The sequence below is a fragment of the Citrobacter sp. CK198 genome (assembly GCF_030333295.1).
In the GTDB taxonomy this organism is placed as follows: Bacteria; Pseudomonadota; Gammaproteobacteria; order Enterobacterales; family Enterobacteriaceae; genus Citrobacter_B; species Citrobacter_B koseri.
The window spans coordinates 85,383-101,383 of record NZ_JAOWGE010000030.1 but is presented as its reverse complement, the minus strand read 5'-3'; the positions used below and the strand labels follow the sequence as shown (position 1 = coordinate 101,383).

12 protein-coding genes are annotated in these 16,001 nt (G+C 55.5%); 4 read left to right on the top strand and 8 right to left on the bottom strand.

Going from position 1 to position 16,001, the window contains the following annotated elements; all coding sequences use genetic code 11:
* Nucleotides 1-29 precede the first annotated feature (29 nt).
* Nucleotides 30-2,153: a TonB-dependent receptor PqqU gene (gene pqqU / locus OGY62_RS09355; protein ID WP_286459637.1), complete on the bottom strand. Its 2,124-nt coding sequence runs from the start codon at nt 2,151-2,153 to the stop codon at nt 30-32.
* 265 nt (nt 2,154-2,418) lie between these two features.
* Between pqqU and yncE the strand changes: the two genes are divergently transcribed.
* Nucleotides 2,419-3,480, top strand: coding sequence for a 7-bladed beta-propeller protein YncE (gene yncE, locus OGY62_RS09350; protein ID WP_286449536.1), 1,062 nt, complete (start codon nt 2,419-2,421; stop codon nt 3,478-3,480).
* Nucleotides 3,481-3,584: 104 nt separating this feature from the next.
* On the opposite strand, the gene ansP is transcribed toward yncE, so the two are convergent.
* Entirely contained in the window at nt 3,585-5,084 is a 1,500-nt protein-coding gene (gene ansP / locus OGY62_RS09345; protein WP_024130324.1) for an L-asparagine permease, read from the bottom strand.
* A gap of 296 nt (nt 5,085-5,380) precedes the next feature.
* On the opposite strand from ansP, the gene OGY62_RS09340 reads away from it, so the two are divergent.
* Nucleotides 5,381-5,998 carry a glutathione S-transferase family protein gene (locus tag OGY62_RS09340; RefSeq protein WP_049009879.1) on the top strand — a complete coding sequence of 206 codons (618 nt, stop codon included), beginning with the start codon at nt 5,381-5,383 and terminating at the stop codon, nt 5,996-5,998.
* Nucleotides 5,999-6,106: 108 nt separating this feature from the next.
* Nucleotides 6,107-6,334: a tautomerase PptA gene (gene pptA, locus OGY62_RS09335; protein ID WP_049009881.1), complete on the top strand. Its 228-nt coding sequence runs from the start codon at nt 6,107-6,109 to the stop codon at nt 6,332-6,334.
* Between the two features lie 5 nt (nt 6,335-6,339).
* On the opposite strand, the gene OGY62_RS09330 is transcribed toward pptA, so the two are convergent.
* Together OGY62_RS09330 and OGY62_RS09325 are read right to left on the bottom strand one after the other, a co-directional pair.
* On the bottom strand, nt 6,340-7,389 hold the full coding sequence (locus tag OGY62_RS09330) for a GGDEF domain-containing protein (protein ID WP_286459996.1): 1,050 nt from the start codon (nt 7,387-7,389) through the stop codon (nt 6,340-6,342).
* A 107-nt stretch (nt 7,390-7,496) separates the two neighbouring features.
* A complete protein-coding gene (locus tag OGY62_RS09325; RefSeq protein ID WP_024130325.1) occupies nt 7,497-8,066 on the bottom strand; it encodes a flavin reductase family protein in 570 nt (189 codons plus the stop codon).
* A 233-nt stretch (nt 8,067-8,299) separates the two neighbouring features.
* Between OGY62_RS09325 and nhoA the strand changes: the two genes are divergently transcribed.
* The gene (nhoA, locus tag OGY62_RS09320; protein WP_286459636.1) at nt 8,300-9,145 is read left to right on the top strand and encodes an N-hydroxyarylamine O-acetyltransferase; all 846 of its coding nucleotides are present in this window, start codon (nt 8,300-8,302) and stop codon (nt 9,143-9,145) included.
* Nucleotides 9,146-9,239: 94 nt separating this feature from the next.
* On the opposite strand, the gene narI is transcribed toward nhoA, so the two are convergent.
* From narI to OGY62_RS09300, 4 genes are read right to left on the bottom strand one after another with little or no spacing between them, the layout of a single operon-like run.
* Nucleotides 9,240-9,920 carry a respiratory nitrate reductase subunit gamma gene (gene narI, locus OGY62_RS09315; RefSeq protein ID WP_012132374.1) on the bottom strand — a complete coding sequence of 227 codons (681 nt, stop codon included), beginning with the start codon at nt 9,918-9,920 and terminating at the stop codon, nt 9,240-9,242.
* Nucleotides 9,917-10,612, bottom strand: a complete 696-nt coding sequence (gene narW, locus OGY62_RS09310) for a nitrate reductase molybdenum cofactor assembly chaperone (protein WP_012132375.1) — start codon at nt 10,610-10,612, stop codon at nt 9,917-9,919. Before narW ends, narI begins: the two co-directional genes overlap by 4 nt.
* A complete protein-coding gene (gene narH, locus OGY62_RS09305; protein WP_012132376.1) occupies nt 10,612-12,156 on the bottom strand; it encodes a nitrate reductase subunit beta in 1,545 nt (514 codons plus the stop codon). The genes narW and narH overlap by 1 nt, the downstream gene beginning before the upstream one ends.
* Nucleotides 12,153-15,893: a nitrate reductase subunit alpha gene (locus tag OGY62_RS09300; protein WP_058669180.1), complete on the bottom strand. Its 3,741-nt coding sequence runs from the start codon at nt 15,891-15,893 to the stop codon at nt 12,153-12,155. The genes narH and OGY62_RS09300 overlap by 4 nt, the downstream gene beginning before the upstream one ends.
* Between the last annotated feature and the right edge of the window lie 108 nt (nt 15,894-16,001).

Below are 16,001 nucleotides of genomic sequence, written 5' to 3'. Positions count from 1 at the left end.
ATTCCCCGCTATTTTTTTAGCTCTGGCGCTTACTCAAAACGCCATGCCAGATTGACGCCAACGCCGTAGTTTCTCCCCGGCGCCGGTTCGTAATAGCGTCCGTTTGATTCGTTGACGATCACCGAACCGACATACTCTTTATCAAACAGGTTATCGACCCGGCCAAACACATCGACCGTTAAGTTGCTGTAGTTAAACTTATACCCGGTGTTCAGGCCAACCACGGTATACGAGGGCGCTTTTGCCGTGTTTTGATCGTCTGCCATGATGTCCCCCATATAGCGGGCATCGGTGCCAGCATACCAGCCTTCATCCGGTACATATCCCAACGAGGCGAACCCCATATTACGTGCAATGCCCGGCATGCGGTTACCGTTGCAATCGCCACTTTTGCAGACGTTGCTGCGGTAGGTCGCATCCAGCCAGGTCCAGGAGGCGTTTACCCGCCAGTTACCGGCGAAACGCTGATCCCATGATAATTCCGCGCCCTGGCGACGGGTTTTACCGGCGTTTTTATATGTGGTGCGCCCACCGCCGCTGGTGGCGACGACAATTTCATCATCCGTATCCGTCTGGAAGAGCGCCGCCGTCAGTAAACCATCGCCAATACGCGTTTTACTGCCAATTTCCACCGTGTCATTGGTGGCGGGTTTCAGGCCAAAGTTCAGGCCGCTTTGTCCGTCCGGGCGATAGGAGAGTTCATTGATGGTCGGCGTTTCAAAACCGCGCCCTGCGGCCAGATAAACGTTCCATGCATCGGTGAACACATACTTGAGCGCCCCGGCAGGGAGCCATTGATGGTAGCTGGCCTCGCCGCTGTCATCTCTGTTTCCAGGCGTAACGTAATGATCGTTAGAGTCAAACCAGACTGAGCTGTACCGCACGCCGGCATCAAGCGAAAGTTTTTCGGTCAGTTGCCACTGCGTTTGCAGGTAGGGATCGGCGTTCCACATCAGGTTGCGCTCATTACGACGCAAATCGCCTTTCACGCCAAACTGCGGCACGCCGTTATTCAGGCGGTAGTTCTCGTAACCCTTGCGATTTTCGCTCATATTTTCATAGTTCAGGCCGGTGGTGAACGTCACAGGTACGCCCAGCTCGCCCCGGTGCGTCCAGCGGGTGTCGATACCCTGATAATGACGCTGAAGCACGATTACGCCGCCTGCATGCGCGGGGTTATCCCGCTGCGGCGCCATCGGTATGGACTGGTATTGTGTGGTTTCACGTTCACCGGCATACATCATCACGCTCAGATCGTCGTGCTCGCTGAGCTGACGCTCATAGCGCAGGCCTGCCTGAGTCTGCTTGATGGTTTTTCGCGTGTTGAACTGTTCGGCACGCGGCGACTGCTGCGGGTTGGCTTTCCATTCGGATTCGGTCAGGCCGCCGGGGTCGTTCGCGTGAATGTCTACGCTATTGAAAATCAGGCTTAACTTACTGGCATCGTCCAGACGCACCCCCAGTTTGGCGTTAGCCAGATTCTTTTGCGCGCTGCTGCGATCGCGAAAACCGTGGGTGGTGAATCGGGTCGTGGAGACGGTGTAATCCACGTCACCCGCCTGCGTTCCGTCACCCATCGCCCCCGTGGCTTTCATGCCATAGCGCCAGCTCCCGAAACTGCCGTAATAGCTGCTGGCTTCAATCGTCGGCGGCTGGCGTCCGGTTTCCGTCGTCACGTTCATCACGCCGCCGGAAGAGTTGCCGTACAGCGCGGAGAAGGGGCCGCGCAGCACTTCCACATTCTGGACGCTGCTCAGATCGATATTGGACGTCTGCCCTTGTCCGTCCGGCATGGTGGCCGGGATGCCGTCAACATACAGACGAATACCGCGAATGCCGTATGCAGAACGGGAGCCAAAGCCGCGAATTGACAACTGTAAATCCTGTGCATAGTTCTGACGGTTTTGCACCTGCAAACCGGGCACGCCGTTTAAGGATTCAGACAGATTAATACGCGGCGTCGCCAGTCGCATATCTTCCCCTTCAACCACGGTGACGGCGGCGGGCGTGTCCAGTTCAGACACCGTTTGCGGCGTCGCGCTAACAATCATCGTTTGTTCATCTTCAGCCGTGGCCGCCTGGCTCACCGGCGAGAAAACGAAAGGGAATAAAAGGGCGGGAAATGCGGCCTGACGAGCGGTAATGATCTTCATGAAAAAAAACCAATCACGAGTAAACGTGCCAAATGAAATTTGATGAATACTTTAATTACTTTGTAAATATATGAAAAATTTAATAGCACGATGCGTTAATGGAACATGAAAAAATTAAAGAAATTGTAGACTGCCTGCAAAGAAACGCTCCACTTTGCACTAAATAATGATTACTATTCGCATCTACGTACAGCGAGTGGGACACGGATTCACTCGCCGAAGCCATGTGAAGCAGCTACAAACGTGTTTATCAAAGGGAGTCGTCATGCATTTACGTCATCTGTTTTCGCCGCGCCTGCGTGGTTCTTTACTGTTAGGTTCACTGCTGGTCGCGTCTTCATTTAGCACGCAGGCGGCAGAAGAAATGCTGCGTAAAGCCGTCGGCAAGGGCGCTTATGAAATGGCCTATAGCCAGCAGGAAAATGCGCTGTGGCTGGCTACTTCGCAAAGCCGCAAAACGGACAAAGGCGGGGTGGTTTATCGCCTCGACCCGGTTACCCTTGAGGTGACGCAGGCCATCCATAACGATCTCAAACCGTTTGGCGCGACCATCAACAACGCGACGCAAACGCTGTGGTTTGGTAACACCGTAAACAGCGCGCTGACGGCAATCGATGCCAAAACAGGTGATGTAAAAGGGCGTCTGGTGCTGGATGAGCGCAAGCGTTCCGAAGATGTCCGTCCGCTGCAACCACGCGAACTGGTCAGCGATGATGCGACCAACACCGTATATATCAGCGGTATCGGTAAAGAGAGCGTGATTTGGGTGGTTGACGGTGAAAAAATCGCCCTGAAAACGACCATCCAGAATACCGGTAAAATGAGCACGGGTCTGGCCATTGACAGTAAAGCGAAGCGTCTTTACACCACTAACGCAGACGGCGAGTTCATCACCATCGATACTGCGGACAACAAGATCCTGAGCCGCAAGACATTGCTGGATGACGGGAAAGAGCACTTCTTTATCAACCTGAGCCTCGACACCGCAGGCCATCGCGCTTTTATCACCGATTCCAAAACGGCTGAAGTTCTGGTGGTGGATACCCGTAATGGCAATGTGCTGGCAAAAGTAGCCGCGCCGGAATCACTGGCCGTGCTGTTCAACCCGACCCGCAACGAAGCCTATGTGACGCACCGCCAGGCCGGTAAAGTGAGCGTGATTGACGCGAAAAGCTATAAGGTCGTGAAAACTTACGACACGCCGACATTCCCGAATAGCCTGGCGCTGTCTGCGGACGGGCAAACGCTGTTCGTGAGCGTGAAGCAAAAATCAACCCGTGAGCAGGAAGCCACTCAGCCAGATGATGTTATCCGCATCGCGCTGTAACGGTTAAATAACGCTGTAAGCATTAAGTAAAAAGGAGGGACAAGTCCCTCCTTTTTACTGCGTAACAACATCCCGATAAACGTCACGCCACCGGGCTGCCAGTGTTAACTCGCCGTCTCTTCTCGTAATACCATGTCCTGCTTACTCTCTTCCTGCGGCACAACCGGCGCGGTGCGGTGAATTTCCGCCACGCGGTTGCGCACGCCAAACCAGCCAGCGACCAGCAGAATGGCAATCAGCGGAAGTGAAGCGATGGTATAGGTGCCGTTAGGGTAATCAAACGCCATCAGTACCAGAACGCTTAGCAGGAACAGCAGGGTGAGCCAGGAGGTAAACGGCGCGCCCGGTAACTTAAAGCTGACGTCTGCCGCTTTGCCTTCTTTAATCGCCTTACGCAAACGCATCTGGCACACCACGATGAAGCCCCAGGAGGCGATAATACCCAGCGATGCGAAGTTAAGGACAATTTCGAAAACCTGAGAAGGCACCAGATAGTTGAGCAACACCCCGATGACATACACGCCCAGCGTCGCCAGAATGCCGGCGTACGGCACCTGCTGACGGCTCATTTTCGCCATAAATTTCGGCGCGGAACCGCCCATCGACATCGAACGTAAAATACGGCCGGTGCAGTACAGACCTGAATTCAGACTGGAGAGGGCCGCCGTCAGCACCACAATGTTCATGATGCTGCCGATGTAAGGCACGCCCAGTTTTGAGAAGAAGGTCACGAAGGGGCTCTGACCGGCCTGATACGCGTTCCACGGCAGCAGCAACACCAGCAGGACAACGGAACCAACATAGAACAGACCAATACGCCAGATCACGCTGTTGATCGCTTTTGGCACCATCGTTTGCGGATCTTTGCACTCTCCGGCCGCCGTACCAACAAGCTCAATCGACGCGAAGGCGAAGACAACGCCCTGAACCAGCACCAGAGCAGGCAACAGGCCATGCGGGAAGAAACCGCCGTTATCGGTGATCAGATGGAAGCCTGTTGTGTTGCCATCCAGCGGTTTGCCGCTTCCTAAAAAGATTGTGCCGACAACCAGAAACAGGACAATCGCCAGCACTTTTACCAGCGCGAACCAGAACTCCATCTCGGCGAACCACTTCACGCCAATCATGTTCATTGTGCCCACGATCGCCAGCGCGCCCAGGGCAAACACCCATTGCGGAACGTCACCGAATGCGCCCCAGTAGTGCATATACAGCGCTACTGCGGTGATATCGACGATCCCGGTCATCGCCCAGTTGATGAAGTACATCCAGCCTGCGACGTATGCCGCTTTCTCGCCTAAAAATTCACGGGCGTAGGAGACGAAGCTGCCACTGGAAGGGCGATGCAAAACCAGCTCGCCAAGCGCGCGAAGAATAAAGAATGAGAAAATACCGCATACCAGATAAACCAGCGCCAGGGCAGGGCCAGCCATTTGCAGTCGTGCGCCAGCCCCTAAAAACAATCCGGTGCCAATTGCGCCGCCAATGGCAATCATTTGTACCTGTCGGTTGCCCATCGCCTTGTGATAACCCTCTTCATGGGCGTTCAACCAGCGTCGTTTCGCGGCATGTTGTTCAAGCGCGTTTGTATTGTGTGTTTTCATTGTGTTACCTGTTGACCTGTCGGACAGAAGAGATACTTTTTGTGCCGCACCTTTTGCTAACCAAACGATTGCCTGGCTAACGCTGAAACGGTTTTTCCCATCATTCTGTGGTAGGGATAAAACCATCGGCGGAGCATCCTACCTGCAATTGTTAAACGACGCAAAACATACCCGGAAGCACAGCGTTAAGATGTCGTGCTTTTACGTGTGGTCAGCTCAGCCGCGCTGTGGTCACGATTCAGCCAGTAGCACGGTGAATCAACTACACTTAGCGTTTTACACGTTGTGGAGGCCGCATGATCAAAGTTTATGGCGTACCCGGCTGGGGCTCGGCAATTAGCGAAGTCATGCTGACTCTGGCGGAGATTCCGTATCAATTTATCGATGTGAAGGGGTTTGATGCCGAGGGGCCGCAGCGGGATCTGCTTCAGAAGCTCAACCCGCTGTGCCAGATTCCAACGCTGGCGCTGGAAAACGGAGAAATCATGACGGAGAGCGCCGCCATTGCGCTGATGATCCTCGATCGCCGTCCCGATCTCGCGCCGCCGGTCGGACACGCAGAGCGTCAGCAGTTCCAGCGTTTGCTAATCTGGCTGGTAGCGAACGTTTATCCCACATTCACGTATGCTGATTACCCTGAACGCTGGGTGCAAAATGCCCCGGAGCAGTTGAAGAAAAGCTGCCTTGAATACCGTAAGGCGCTGTATATGTGGCTCAACGATCGGCTGATAGCGGAACCCTACGCCTTTGGCGGACAGCTAACGCTGCTGGACTGTTATCTGTGCGTGATGCGCACCTGGGGGCCGGGCCATGACTGGTTTCAGGACAACGCCCCGAACATTAGCGCGATTGCCGATGCGGTCTGCCAGCATCCACCGCTCCAGACGGTGCTGAAAAATAACGACATCATTTAGCACGGGCGGCGCCGATGATGGCCGTCAGCGCGCATTAACGGACACACCGTTCGCCGTTCCTGTGATAACGTGATATTCACTCAGACAATAAAAGAACAGGAACCTGCTATGCCGCACATTGATATTAAGTGTTTTCCTCGCGAACTGAATGACGAAGAGAAGGCCGCCCTGGCTGCGGAGATTACCGACGTCATTATTCGCCATCTGCAAAGTAAAGACAGCTCGGTAAGCATTGCGCTCAGTCAGGTTCAGCCGGATGCCTGGAAAACCGTCTGGGACGCGGAAATCGCCCCGCAGATGGACTCGCTGATTAAAAAGCCTGGCTACAGCATGTAACGACTTCAGCGCACCCAACGATTCCGTCCGGCCTCTTTGGCCCGGTACAGCGCGGCATCGGCATCCGCTATCGTCTGTTCAGCGGTTTTTCCTTTCGCTGAGCAGGCGATACCCTGACTTACCGTGACAGTGTCACTTACCGTTGACGCCGGGTGGGGGATCGCCGCCGCTTCCAGCGCTTTTTGTATTCTCGCCGCCACGCGCTCTGCATCTTGCAACGTCGCGTCAAACAAAATAACAGCGAACTCTTCGCCGCCATAGCGGGCGACCACATCTTCCGGGCTGCGCACCGACTGAGCGAGTATATCCGCGACCTGACTCAGGCAGGCATCACCGGCCGGGTGCCCGTAGGCGTCGTTATAGCGTTTAAAAAAATCGACATCGAGCATGATCAGCGCAAACGCATTTTGCTGCGCCATTGCGTTATGCAGCAGTTTTTCCATTGCGCGCCGGTTTGCCGTACCGGTGAGCGGGTCGCGATGCGCAAGGTTATCCAGGCGCGAAATAAGCAGGTTGTTGTGTTGATTTTGTCGCCAGGCTTCATCAAACCAGCGAATCAGCATAAAACGGCCGCCCAGCAAAATAAGCGAGAAAATGCCCCAGATCACCGCGAAATGAATATTCACTTTCTGATTCAAAACAACGCTGGCGACGGGGACGGTCAGCCATAGCGGGAGCAGAAAAGCGAGTACGCTCGGCGTATGAAAATAGAGTGCGATCACGGCGCTGAGTAATAACACCGCACAGAGAGGATAGGCGAACGTTAATTGCCAGTGGCTGATGAAATAATAACTGCACCAGGACCAGAACAGGCTAAGGGTGATTAATAATCCCTGCGTCAGCCAGGATTGCCGCCGGGAGGTAATCAACAGCAGGGCACAGACCAGCATAATGCCGATAACGGCGTCATCAATAGTGCGGACAATACGCATCTCTGCCAGATAGCGCGCGTGGGTATCGTGGAATAACGCGTCACGAAAAAAGATCATCAGCGCAAAACTGATATTCACAAAAGCAAACCACGGCAGGCTGAGAGCCATTCCTCGTCTCACCATATCCTCGCGAGTGGTCCAGATGGTATGTTTCGCTTTTCTGTTATCCTGAGCCATAGCGTTATCTGAAAAGTGGATGATAAACGGGGACGCCGGGGGGCATTTCGCCTTCAGCCCGCGGTAATTTTTTTGCCCGAGGTAACGAAGGTTCCCGCACCTAAATGATGCAGGGTATTCAGTTTATCGTCATCAAACTGCCAGCGGCCTTCAATAAAAACACGTTCATCCGCCGCCGCCGAAACCACTTCGCCAAAAAGCGTGTCATATTTTTCCTGTGCCGACGTTGCGGGCAGCAGTCGGCATTCCATCCAGGCGAGGCATTTCTCTTCGATCATGGGTAAACCGAGCACCGGGCCTTTTATCACCGGGATGCCATAGCAGTTGAATTTATCTTCTTCGCGGCCAGAGACGCTGCCTACCGCATACGTCCAGTTCGTTGCCGCTACGCCGGGAATCACGATGCCAAACATACCGCTGCGCTCTATAAGCTCGCGCGACCAGGTGGTTTTATCCAGCACAATGGCAAGACGGGGAGGCTCAAACTCGACGGGCATAGACCACGCCGCCGCCATAACATTCCGCCGCTCCGTGCGATCGTCCCGGCTGGTGATCAGAACCGTCGGGCCGTGATTTAACAGACGGCTGGCATGATGTAGCTCTACAGGACGAAAACGACTCATAGGTATGCCTCGTTCAGGGGGATTATCGTCTTATCGTAACGACACTATTGAAAATAGTGGCTAAAGGATACATGTGCAACGCACGTTATTGTACGTAATACCGCCAAAAATCAATCATACTCCAGGTTGAGAACCGCATCCGTGACATATTACGTCAGGCGGCGGGGTAACAGATTGCCGCTATCAGCGTAGAATCAGCTTTTTGCGTGAACCCCTACAGACAGGAATGCCTTATGACGTCTTTTTTGACCGCCTATTTTGCCCGCATAAATTGGTCGGGCGCTGCCGAAGCTAATCTTGACACTTTACGAGCGCTGCATTTGCAGCATAACAGCACCATTCCGTTTGAAAACCTGGATGTCTTACTGCCGCGCGAAATTCAGCTCGACGATTTGTCGCTGGAAGAAAAATTGCTGACCGCCCGTCGCGGCGGCTATTGCTTCGAACAAAATGGGCTGTTTGAACGTGCTTTACGGGAGACAGGCTTTACCGTGCGCAGCCTGCTGGGGCGCGTCGTACTGACAAACCCGACCAGCTTGCCGCCACGCACGCACCGGCTGTTACTGGTCGAACTGCAAGGCGAACCGTGGATTGCAGACGTCGGATTTGGCGGGCAGACATTGACCGCGCCCATCCGTTTGCAGGCAGAATGTGAACAACAGACGCCGCATAGCAAATACCGTTTGCGACAAGAGGGGAATAACTGGATTTTGCAGTTCCGCCATCACGATCACTGGCAGTCGATGTATTGCTTCGATCTGGGAGTTCAGCAGCAGAGCGATTACGTGATGGGCAACTTCTGGTCAGCGCACTGGCCGCAGTCGCATTTTCGCCATCACCTGTTGATGTGCCGCCATTTACCGGATGGCGGTAAACTGACGTTGACCAATTTCCATTTCACCCATTATCAGGAAGGCCATGCGATAGAACAGCGTAATGTGCCGGATGTGGCGTCTCTTTACGCGCTATTGCAGGAGCAGTTTGGGCTGGGGATCGATGATGCGAAGCACGGGTTTACCGAGGCGGAATTAGCGGCCGTCATGGCGGCGTTTGATACCCACCCGGAGGCAGGGAAATAACGTTTTGCGCCGGATGGCGGCTTACGCCTGATCCGGCCTACAGGGAGTATTTTGTAGGCCCGGTAAGCGTCGCGCCACCGGGCATGGAGTCAGGTCAGCGACGTGAGCGGACAATCTGGTAGCGGCGGGTGAAATACTCAAACGGCGCGCTCCAGACATGCACCAGACGCGTGAACGGGAAAATCAGGAAGATGGTCATTCCCAACACCAGATGCGCGCGGAAAATTGGCGCCACGCCGTCCAGATGCGCCGAAGCGCCGCCCTGGAACGTCACAACCGCCTGCGCCCAACCGACCAGTTTCAGCATCTCGCTTCCGTCCGGGTGTTGCGCGGAGAACGGTATTGTCGTCAGCCCGAGGATGCACTGGATCAGCAGGATACAGAGGATCAAAATATCCGCCGTGGATGAGCTGGCGCGCACGCGCTGATTAAACAGACGCCGAATCAGCAGACCTGCGCCGCCGACCAGCGTCAGCACACCGCAGACCCCGCCAAGAATCATCGCCATTTGCTGTTTCACCGCAATGGGCAGGAACCAGGCGTACATCCAGTGGGGCGTTAGCATACCGAACAGATGGCCGAAGAAGATCCCCAGGATGCCGATATGGAACAGGTTTGACCATAGCACCATACCGCGTTTGTCCAGCATCTGGCTGGACGAGGCGCGCCAGGTGTACTGTCCGTAGTCATAGCGCAACCAACTGCCGAGAATAAACACCGTGCCGCAGAGGTAGGGGTAGATGTCGTAAAAAAAGACGTTCAGGTACTGTATCATTTCGGGCCTCCCGCGCTGACGTCGACATACTGTGGCGCCACGTCCTGGCTAAAGCGTCGTTGATAGTGTTGTAACGGAGAACTGTCACAGGCGGTGGCGTTATCTTCGATAAACTTCACCTGTTCCTCTTCCCAGACGGCATCCAGCGCCTGACGCGTATCGTCACGCGCCTCGCCGCCGATCTGCTGCGTGACACTGTCACTGGAAAGTGGGCTACCCGCCAGCGATAGCAGGGCGTCAAACAGCTGATACCAAGGCGTTTCCCGTTGTTTTAAACGCCCGCCCAGCAGCGCGAGGATCGGCGCGATGTTCTGCAATCCCTCCCGCGCTTCTGCTTCCGGCAGCACGCTCAAATACTCCAGATAGAGCGGCAGATGGTCGGGTAACTCGCGGCAGTCGAGTTGCAGTCCCACCTTTTCATACTGGGCCAGCAGATCGACCATCGCCTGGCCCCGATCGCGCGATTCCGCATGAACGTGTTCAAACAGCAACAGCGACGTCGCGCGCCCACGATCAAAGACTTCGCACCACTGCGCCTGTTTATCCAGCAGCGGAGCGTTTAACAGCTCAGTGGTGAAGTCGGTGAGCATTGGCGCGTCATGGCGAATAAGCGCGATGGCGTCGTCACGGCACTCCCACAACAGCTCATCCGGGTACTCCATCAGCAAGCCGATAATCTTGAGGATCTGCATTATTCGCCCTCCGCCTTATCGCGTACTTCGGTGATGTTGATGGCGTCAATGCGGCTGCTGTTAAACAAGTTAAATTTGGTGTCGGAACCGTGGCAGCCATCGCCGAAGGTGAAGCCGCAGCCGTTACGCTCAGGGAAGGCGTCACGCGCCATTTCGCGGTGACTGGTTGGGATCACGAAACGGTCTTCGTAGTTGGCGATCGCCAGGTAGCGATACATCTCTTCCACCTGTTCCACACTTAAGCCGACTTCCTCAATAGCGCGGGTGTCCGTAACGCCTTCCACCGTCTGCGAACGCATATAGTGGCGCATCGCCATCATCCGTTTCAGGGCGCGCAGCACCGGGCCGGTATCGCCTGCGCTCAGCATATTGGCAAGGTACTGCACCGGAATACGCAGGCTTTCGATCGCCGGAAGCACACCTTCGGTTTGCGGCAGGCCGCCAGCATCGGCATAAGACTGAATTGGCGACAGCGGCGGCACGTACCAGACCATCGGCAGGGTGCGGTATTCCGGGTGTAACGGCAGCGCCAGCTTCCAGTCCATCGCCATTTTGTAGACCGGGGAACGCTGAGCGGCCTCAATCACGTTTTGCGGAATACCCTGTTTCAGCGCTTCTTCAATCACCGCCGGATCGTTCGGGTCAAGGAACACGTCGCACTGACGCTCATAGAGATCGGTTTCGTGTTCGGTGCTGGCCGCTTCTTCAATGCGGTCCGCGTCATACAGCAACACGCCGAGATAGCGAATACGGCCAACACAGGTTTCCGAGCAGACGGTCGGCTGACCGGATTCGATACGCGGATAACAGAAAATGCATTTTTCTGATTTGCCGCTTTTCCAGTTGAAGTAGATTTTTTTGTACGGACAACCGCTGATGCACAGACGCCAGCCGCGACATTTGTCCTGGTCGATCAGCACAATGCCATCTTCTTCACGCTTATAAATCGCGCCGCTCGGGCAGGTCGCCACACAGCTTGGGTTCAGGCAGTGCTCGCACAGACGCGGCAGATACATCATGAAGGTGTTTTCGAACTGGCCGTACATCTCCTTTTGCATCTTCTCGAAGTTACGATCGCGGGCACGTTTTGAAAATTCGCCGCCGAGCAATTCTTCCCAGTTTGGCCCCCAGACAATTTTGTCCATCCTTTTGCCGTCAATCAGCGAACGCGGGCGGGCGGTGGGCTGGTTTTTGCTCTCCGGCGCGCTGTGCAGATGCTGATAATCGTAGGTAAACGGTTCGTAGTAATCATCGATTTGCGGGATCACCGGGTTGGCGAAAATTTTGGTGATAACGCCCATCTTGCCGCCCAGACGCGGTCTTATCTTGCCGTTGACATCGCGAACCCAGCCGCCTTGCCACTCTTCCTGATCTTCCCAGTTTTTCGGGTAGCCGATACCGGGTTTTGTCTCAACGTTGTTAAACCACGCGTACTCCATACCTTCACGCCCGGTCCAGACGTTTTTACAGGTGACGGAGCAGGTGTGGCAGCCGATGCACTTATCAAGGTTGAGAACCATGCCTACCTGTGAGCGTATTTTCATTTTTTCGCCTCCTGTACCTGATCCCGACCTTCATCATCCAGCCAGTTAATATTTTTCATTTTTCTAATCATGATGAACTCGTCGCGGTTCGATCCGACCGTACCGTAGTAGTTAAAGCTGTAGGCCAGCTGCGCATAGCCGCCGATCATATGAGTCGGTTTCGGGCAGACGCGCGTAACGGAGTTGTGGATCCCGCCGCGCATTCCTGTGACTTCAGAACCCGGGATATTCATGATGCGTTCCTGAGCGTGGTACATCATGGTCATACCCGGCGGCACGCGCTGGCTGACCACCGCACGCGCGGTGAGGGCGCCGTTGGCGTTGAAGGCCTCGATCCAGTCGTTATCCTCAATGCCCAGCTCACGGGCATCAGTTTCACTGATCCAGACAATCGGCCCGCCGCGCGACAGCGTCAGCATGAGCAGGTTTTCGCTATAGGTGGAGTGAATTCCCCATTTCTGGTGCGGCGTGAGGAAGTTCAGCGCTTTTTCCGGGAAACCGTTCGGCGGGATTTCGCGCATTTCGCTGACGCTACGAGTGTCAATCGGCGGACGGTAGGCCACCAGACTTTCCCCGAAGGCGCGCATCCAGGCGTGATCCTGATAGAGCTGCTGACGACCGGACAGCGTGCGCCACGGGATCAGCTCATGGACGTTGGTGTACCCGGCATTGTAAGAGACATGCTCGCTTTCAAGACCGGACCAGGTCGGGCTGGAGATAATTTTGCGCGGCTGGGCCTGAATATCCCGGAAGCGGATTTTCTCGTCTTCTTTGTTCAGCGCCAGATGAGTATGATCGCGCCCGGTAATCGCGCCCAGCGCTTCCCAGGCTTTGACTGCCACCTGGCCGTTGGTTTCCGGTGCCAGCGCAAGAATGACCTCAGAGGCGTCCAGCGCGGTGTCAATCAGCGGGCGACCTTTCGCCGGGCCTTCGCGTTTGGTGTAATTGAGTTTACCGAGGAAATCGACTTCGTTTTCCGTATTCCAGGAAATGCCTTTCCCGCCGTTGCCCAGCGTATCCATCAACGGGCCGAGGGAGGTGAACCGCTCATACGTCGCCGGATAGTCGCGTTCCACCACCGCGATGTTCGGCGCGGTTTTACCGGGGATCAGATCGCATTCGCCTTTGCGCCAGTCGAGAATATCAAACGGCTGCGCCAGCTCCGCCGGGGAGTCATGCTGTAGCGGTTGCAGCACCACATCGGTTTCTTTGCCAAGATGCCCCACGCAGACGTCGGAGAACACTTTGGCGATCCCTTTGTAGATTTCCCAGTCGCTTTTCGATTCCCACGCCGGGTCAACGGCAGCAGACAGCGGATGAATAAACGGATGCATATCCGAGGTATTCATGTCGTCTTTTTCATACCAGGTGGCGGTCGGCAGCACAATATCCGAGAACAGGCAGGTGCTGGACATACGGAAATCCAGCGTCACCAGCAGGTCGAGCTTGCCTTCAATGGCGGCCGTTTGCCACTCCACATCTTCCGGTTTGACGCCGTCACTGGACCCCAGCGCCTCTCCCTGAATGCCGCTTTCAGTGCCCAGCAGGTATTTGAGCATGTATTCATGCCCCTTGCCGGATGAACCCAGCAAATTCGAGCGCCAGACGAAGAGGTTGCGCGGGTGGTTTTTACCGCTGTCCGGCTGCTCGCAGGCAAAACGAATATCTCCCGACTTCAGCGCCTGTACGGTGTAATCGGCAGGGGATAATCCGGCCTGTTCCGCTTTGCTTTTCAGCGTGAGCGGGTTGAGATTGAGCTGAGGCGCGGAGGGCAGCCAGCCCATACGTTCAGCTCGTACGTTGAAATCAATTAAATGGCCGGTAAAGCGTGAGGAATCAGCCAGCGGCGACAGCAGTTCCTGCGCGGTTAGTTTTTCATAACGCCACTGGCTGGCGTGATTATAGAAAAACGACGTGCTGTTCATCTGACGCGGCGGGCGGTTCCAGTCCAGCGCAAATGCCAGCGGCAGCCAGCCGGTTTGCGGGCGTAACTTTTCCTGCCCCACGTAGTGCGCCCAGCCGCCGCCGCTTTGTCCCACGCAGCCGCAGAACACGAGGATGTTAATCATCCCGCGATAGTTCATATCCATGTGATACCAGTGGTTCACACCGGCACCGAGGATGATCATGGAACGGCCATGCGTTTTATGCGCGGTATCGGCAAATTCCCGGGCGATCGTTTCGATGTGACGACGCGGTACGCCGGTAATCTGTTCGCCCCAGGCGGGAGTGTAGGCCTTAATTTCCGCGTAATCTTTGGCGCTGTGATCGTCATCCAGACCACGGTCCAGGCCATAATTCGCCAGCACCAGGTCGTAGACGCTGACGACCGGGCAGAGGCTGCCATCGGCTAGGGTAAGACGCTTCACCGGCAACTGGCGCACCAGAACCGGTTCTTGCTTCACGCTGCGAAAATGCGGGTTCTCATTACCGCCAAAGTAAGGGAACGCCACGCCAGCGACATCATCATGCTGGCCCAGCAAGGAGAGGGTCAGTTCCGTTTCGTTGCCTGCCGCCAGCGGCTCAAGATTCCACTTGCCTTTCTCGCCCCAGCGAAAGCCGATGGAGCCGTTCGGCACCACCAGTTCACCCGCGCGGTTATAAGCGACGGTTTTCCATTCCGGGTTATTGGTTTCACCCAGCCCGTCGACCAGATCGGACGCCCGCATCATGCGGCCCGGCACATAGCTGCCGTCTTCGCGCGCTTCAAGCATGACCAGCATCGGCATGTCGGTATAGCGGCGACAGTAATTCAGGAAATAGTCGCTGGGGTTATCGAGATGAAACTCTTTGAGGATGACGTGGCCCATCGCCATCGCCAGCGCGCTGTCAGTACCTTGCTTCGGCGCCAGCCACTGGTCGCACAGCTTGGCGACTTCTGAGTAGTCCGGCGTAATGGCAATCGTCTTGGTGCCTTTGTAACGCACTTCTGTGAAGAAGTGTGCGTCCGGCGTGCGCGTTTGCGGCACGTTAGAGCCCCAGGCGATGATATAGCTGGAGTTGTACCAGTCTGCGGATTCCGGGACATCGGTTTGCTCGCCCCACGTCATTGGCGATGCGGGCGGCAGATCGCAGTACCAGTCATAGAAACTCAGGCAGGTTCCGCCGAGCAACGAGAGATAACGGGTTCCGGCGGCGTAGGAGACCATCGACATCGCCGGAATCGGCGAGAACCCGGCGACACGGTCAGGCCCATAGTTTTTGACGGTCCAGACGTTAGCCGCCGCGATCAGCTGATTAAGTTCTTTCCAGTTAGAACGAATAAACCCACCGCGTCCGCGCACCTGCTTGTAGCTTTGGCACTTTTGCGGATCGTTCATGATCGATTCCCACGCCAGTACCGGATCAGGCTGGCGGGAAAGGGCGTCACGCCACAGTTCAATCAGGCGTTTACGCACCAGCGGATACTTCAGGCGGTTAGCGCTATACAGATACCAGGAATAACTGGCGCCGCGTGGGCAGCCGCGCGGTTCATGATTAGGCAGATCCGGGCGAGTTCGGGGGTAGTCCGTCTGCTGCGTTTCCCAGGTCACCAGACCATTTTTAACGTAGATTTTCCAGCTACAGGAGCCGGTGCAGTTCACGCCATGCGTGGAGCGCACGATTTTATCGAACTGCCAGCGCTGACGATAACTGTCCTCCCAGTCCCGGTTGGTGTGCATCACCTGCCCGTGACCGTCCGCAAAAGTGTCGCCTTTTTGCTTAAAATAGCGAAAGCGATCCAACAGTTTACTCATGACATTTCTCCTGCTCCATAATGTGTCAGGCGGTCTTGTAGGCCGGATAAGGCGCTGCGCGATTGCCTGATGGCGACGCCCGGCGTCTTATCCGGCCTACGTCCGAAC

What these genes read in the sequence shown, in the direction of transcription:
- narW (WP_012132375.1), bottom strand. Translation starts at nt 10,612, where the DNA reads ATGCAGATCCTCAAGATTATCGGCTTGCTGATGGAGTACCCGGATGAG.
- pqqU (WP_286459637.1), bottom strand. Translation starts at nt 2,153, where the DNA reads ATGAAGATCATTACCGCTCGTCAGGCCGCATTTCCCGCCCTTTTATTC.
- OGY62_RS09325 (WP_024130325.1), bottom strand. Translation starts at nt 8,066, where the DNA reads ATGAGTCGTTTTCGTCCTGTAGAGCTACATCATGCCAGCCGTCTGTTA.
- yncE (WP_286449536.1), top strand. Translation starts at nt 2,419, where the DNA reads ATGCATTTACGTCATCTGTTTTCGCCGCGCCTGCGTGGTTCTTTACTG.
- nhoA (WP_286459636.1), top strand. Translation starts at nt 8,300, where the DNA reads ATGACGTCTTTTTTGACCGCCTATTTTGCCCGCATAAATTGGTCGGGC.
- pptA (WP_049009881.1), top strand. Translation starts at nt 6,107, where the DNA reads ATGCCGCACATTGATATTAAGTGTTTTCCTCGCGAACTGAATGACGAA.
- narI (WP_012132374.1), bottom strand. Translation starts at nt 9,920, where the DNA reads ATGATACAGTACCTGAACGTCTTTTTTTACGACATCTACCCCTACCTC.
- OGY62_RS09300 (WP_058669180.1), bottom strand. Translation starts at nt 15,893, where the DNA reads ATGAGTAAACTGTTGGATCGCTTTCGCTATTTTAAGCAAAAAGGCGAC.
- OGY62_RS09340 (WP_049009879.1), top strand. Translation starts at nt 5,381, where the DNA reads ATGATCAAAGTTTATGGCGTACCCGGCTGGGGCTCGGCAATTAGCGAA.
- OGY62_RS09330 (WP_286459996.1), bottom strand. Translation starts at nt 7,389, where the DNA reads ATGGTGAGACGAGGAATGGCTCTCAGCCTGCCGTGGTTTGCTTTTGTG.
- narH (WP_012132376.1), bottom strand. Translation starts at nt 12,156, where the DNA reads ATGAAAATACGCTCACAGGTAGGCATGGTTCTCAACCTTGATAAGTGC.
- ansP (WP_024130324.1), bottom strand. Translation starts at nt 5,084, where the DNA reads ATGAAAACACACAATACAAACGCGCTTGAACAACATGCCGCGAAACGA.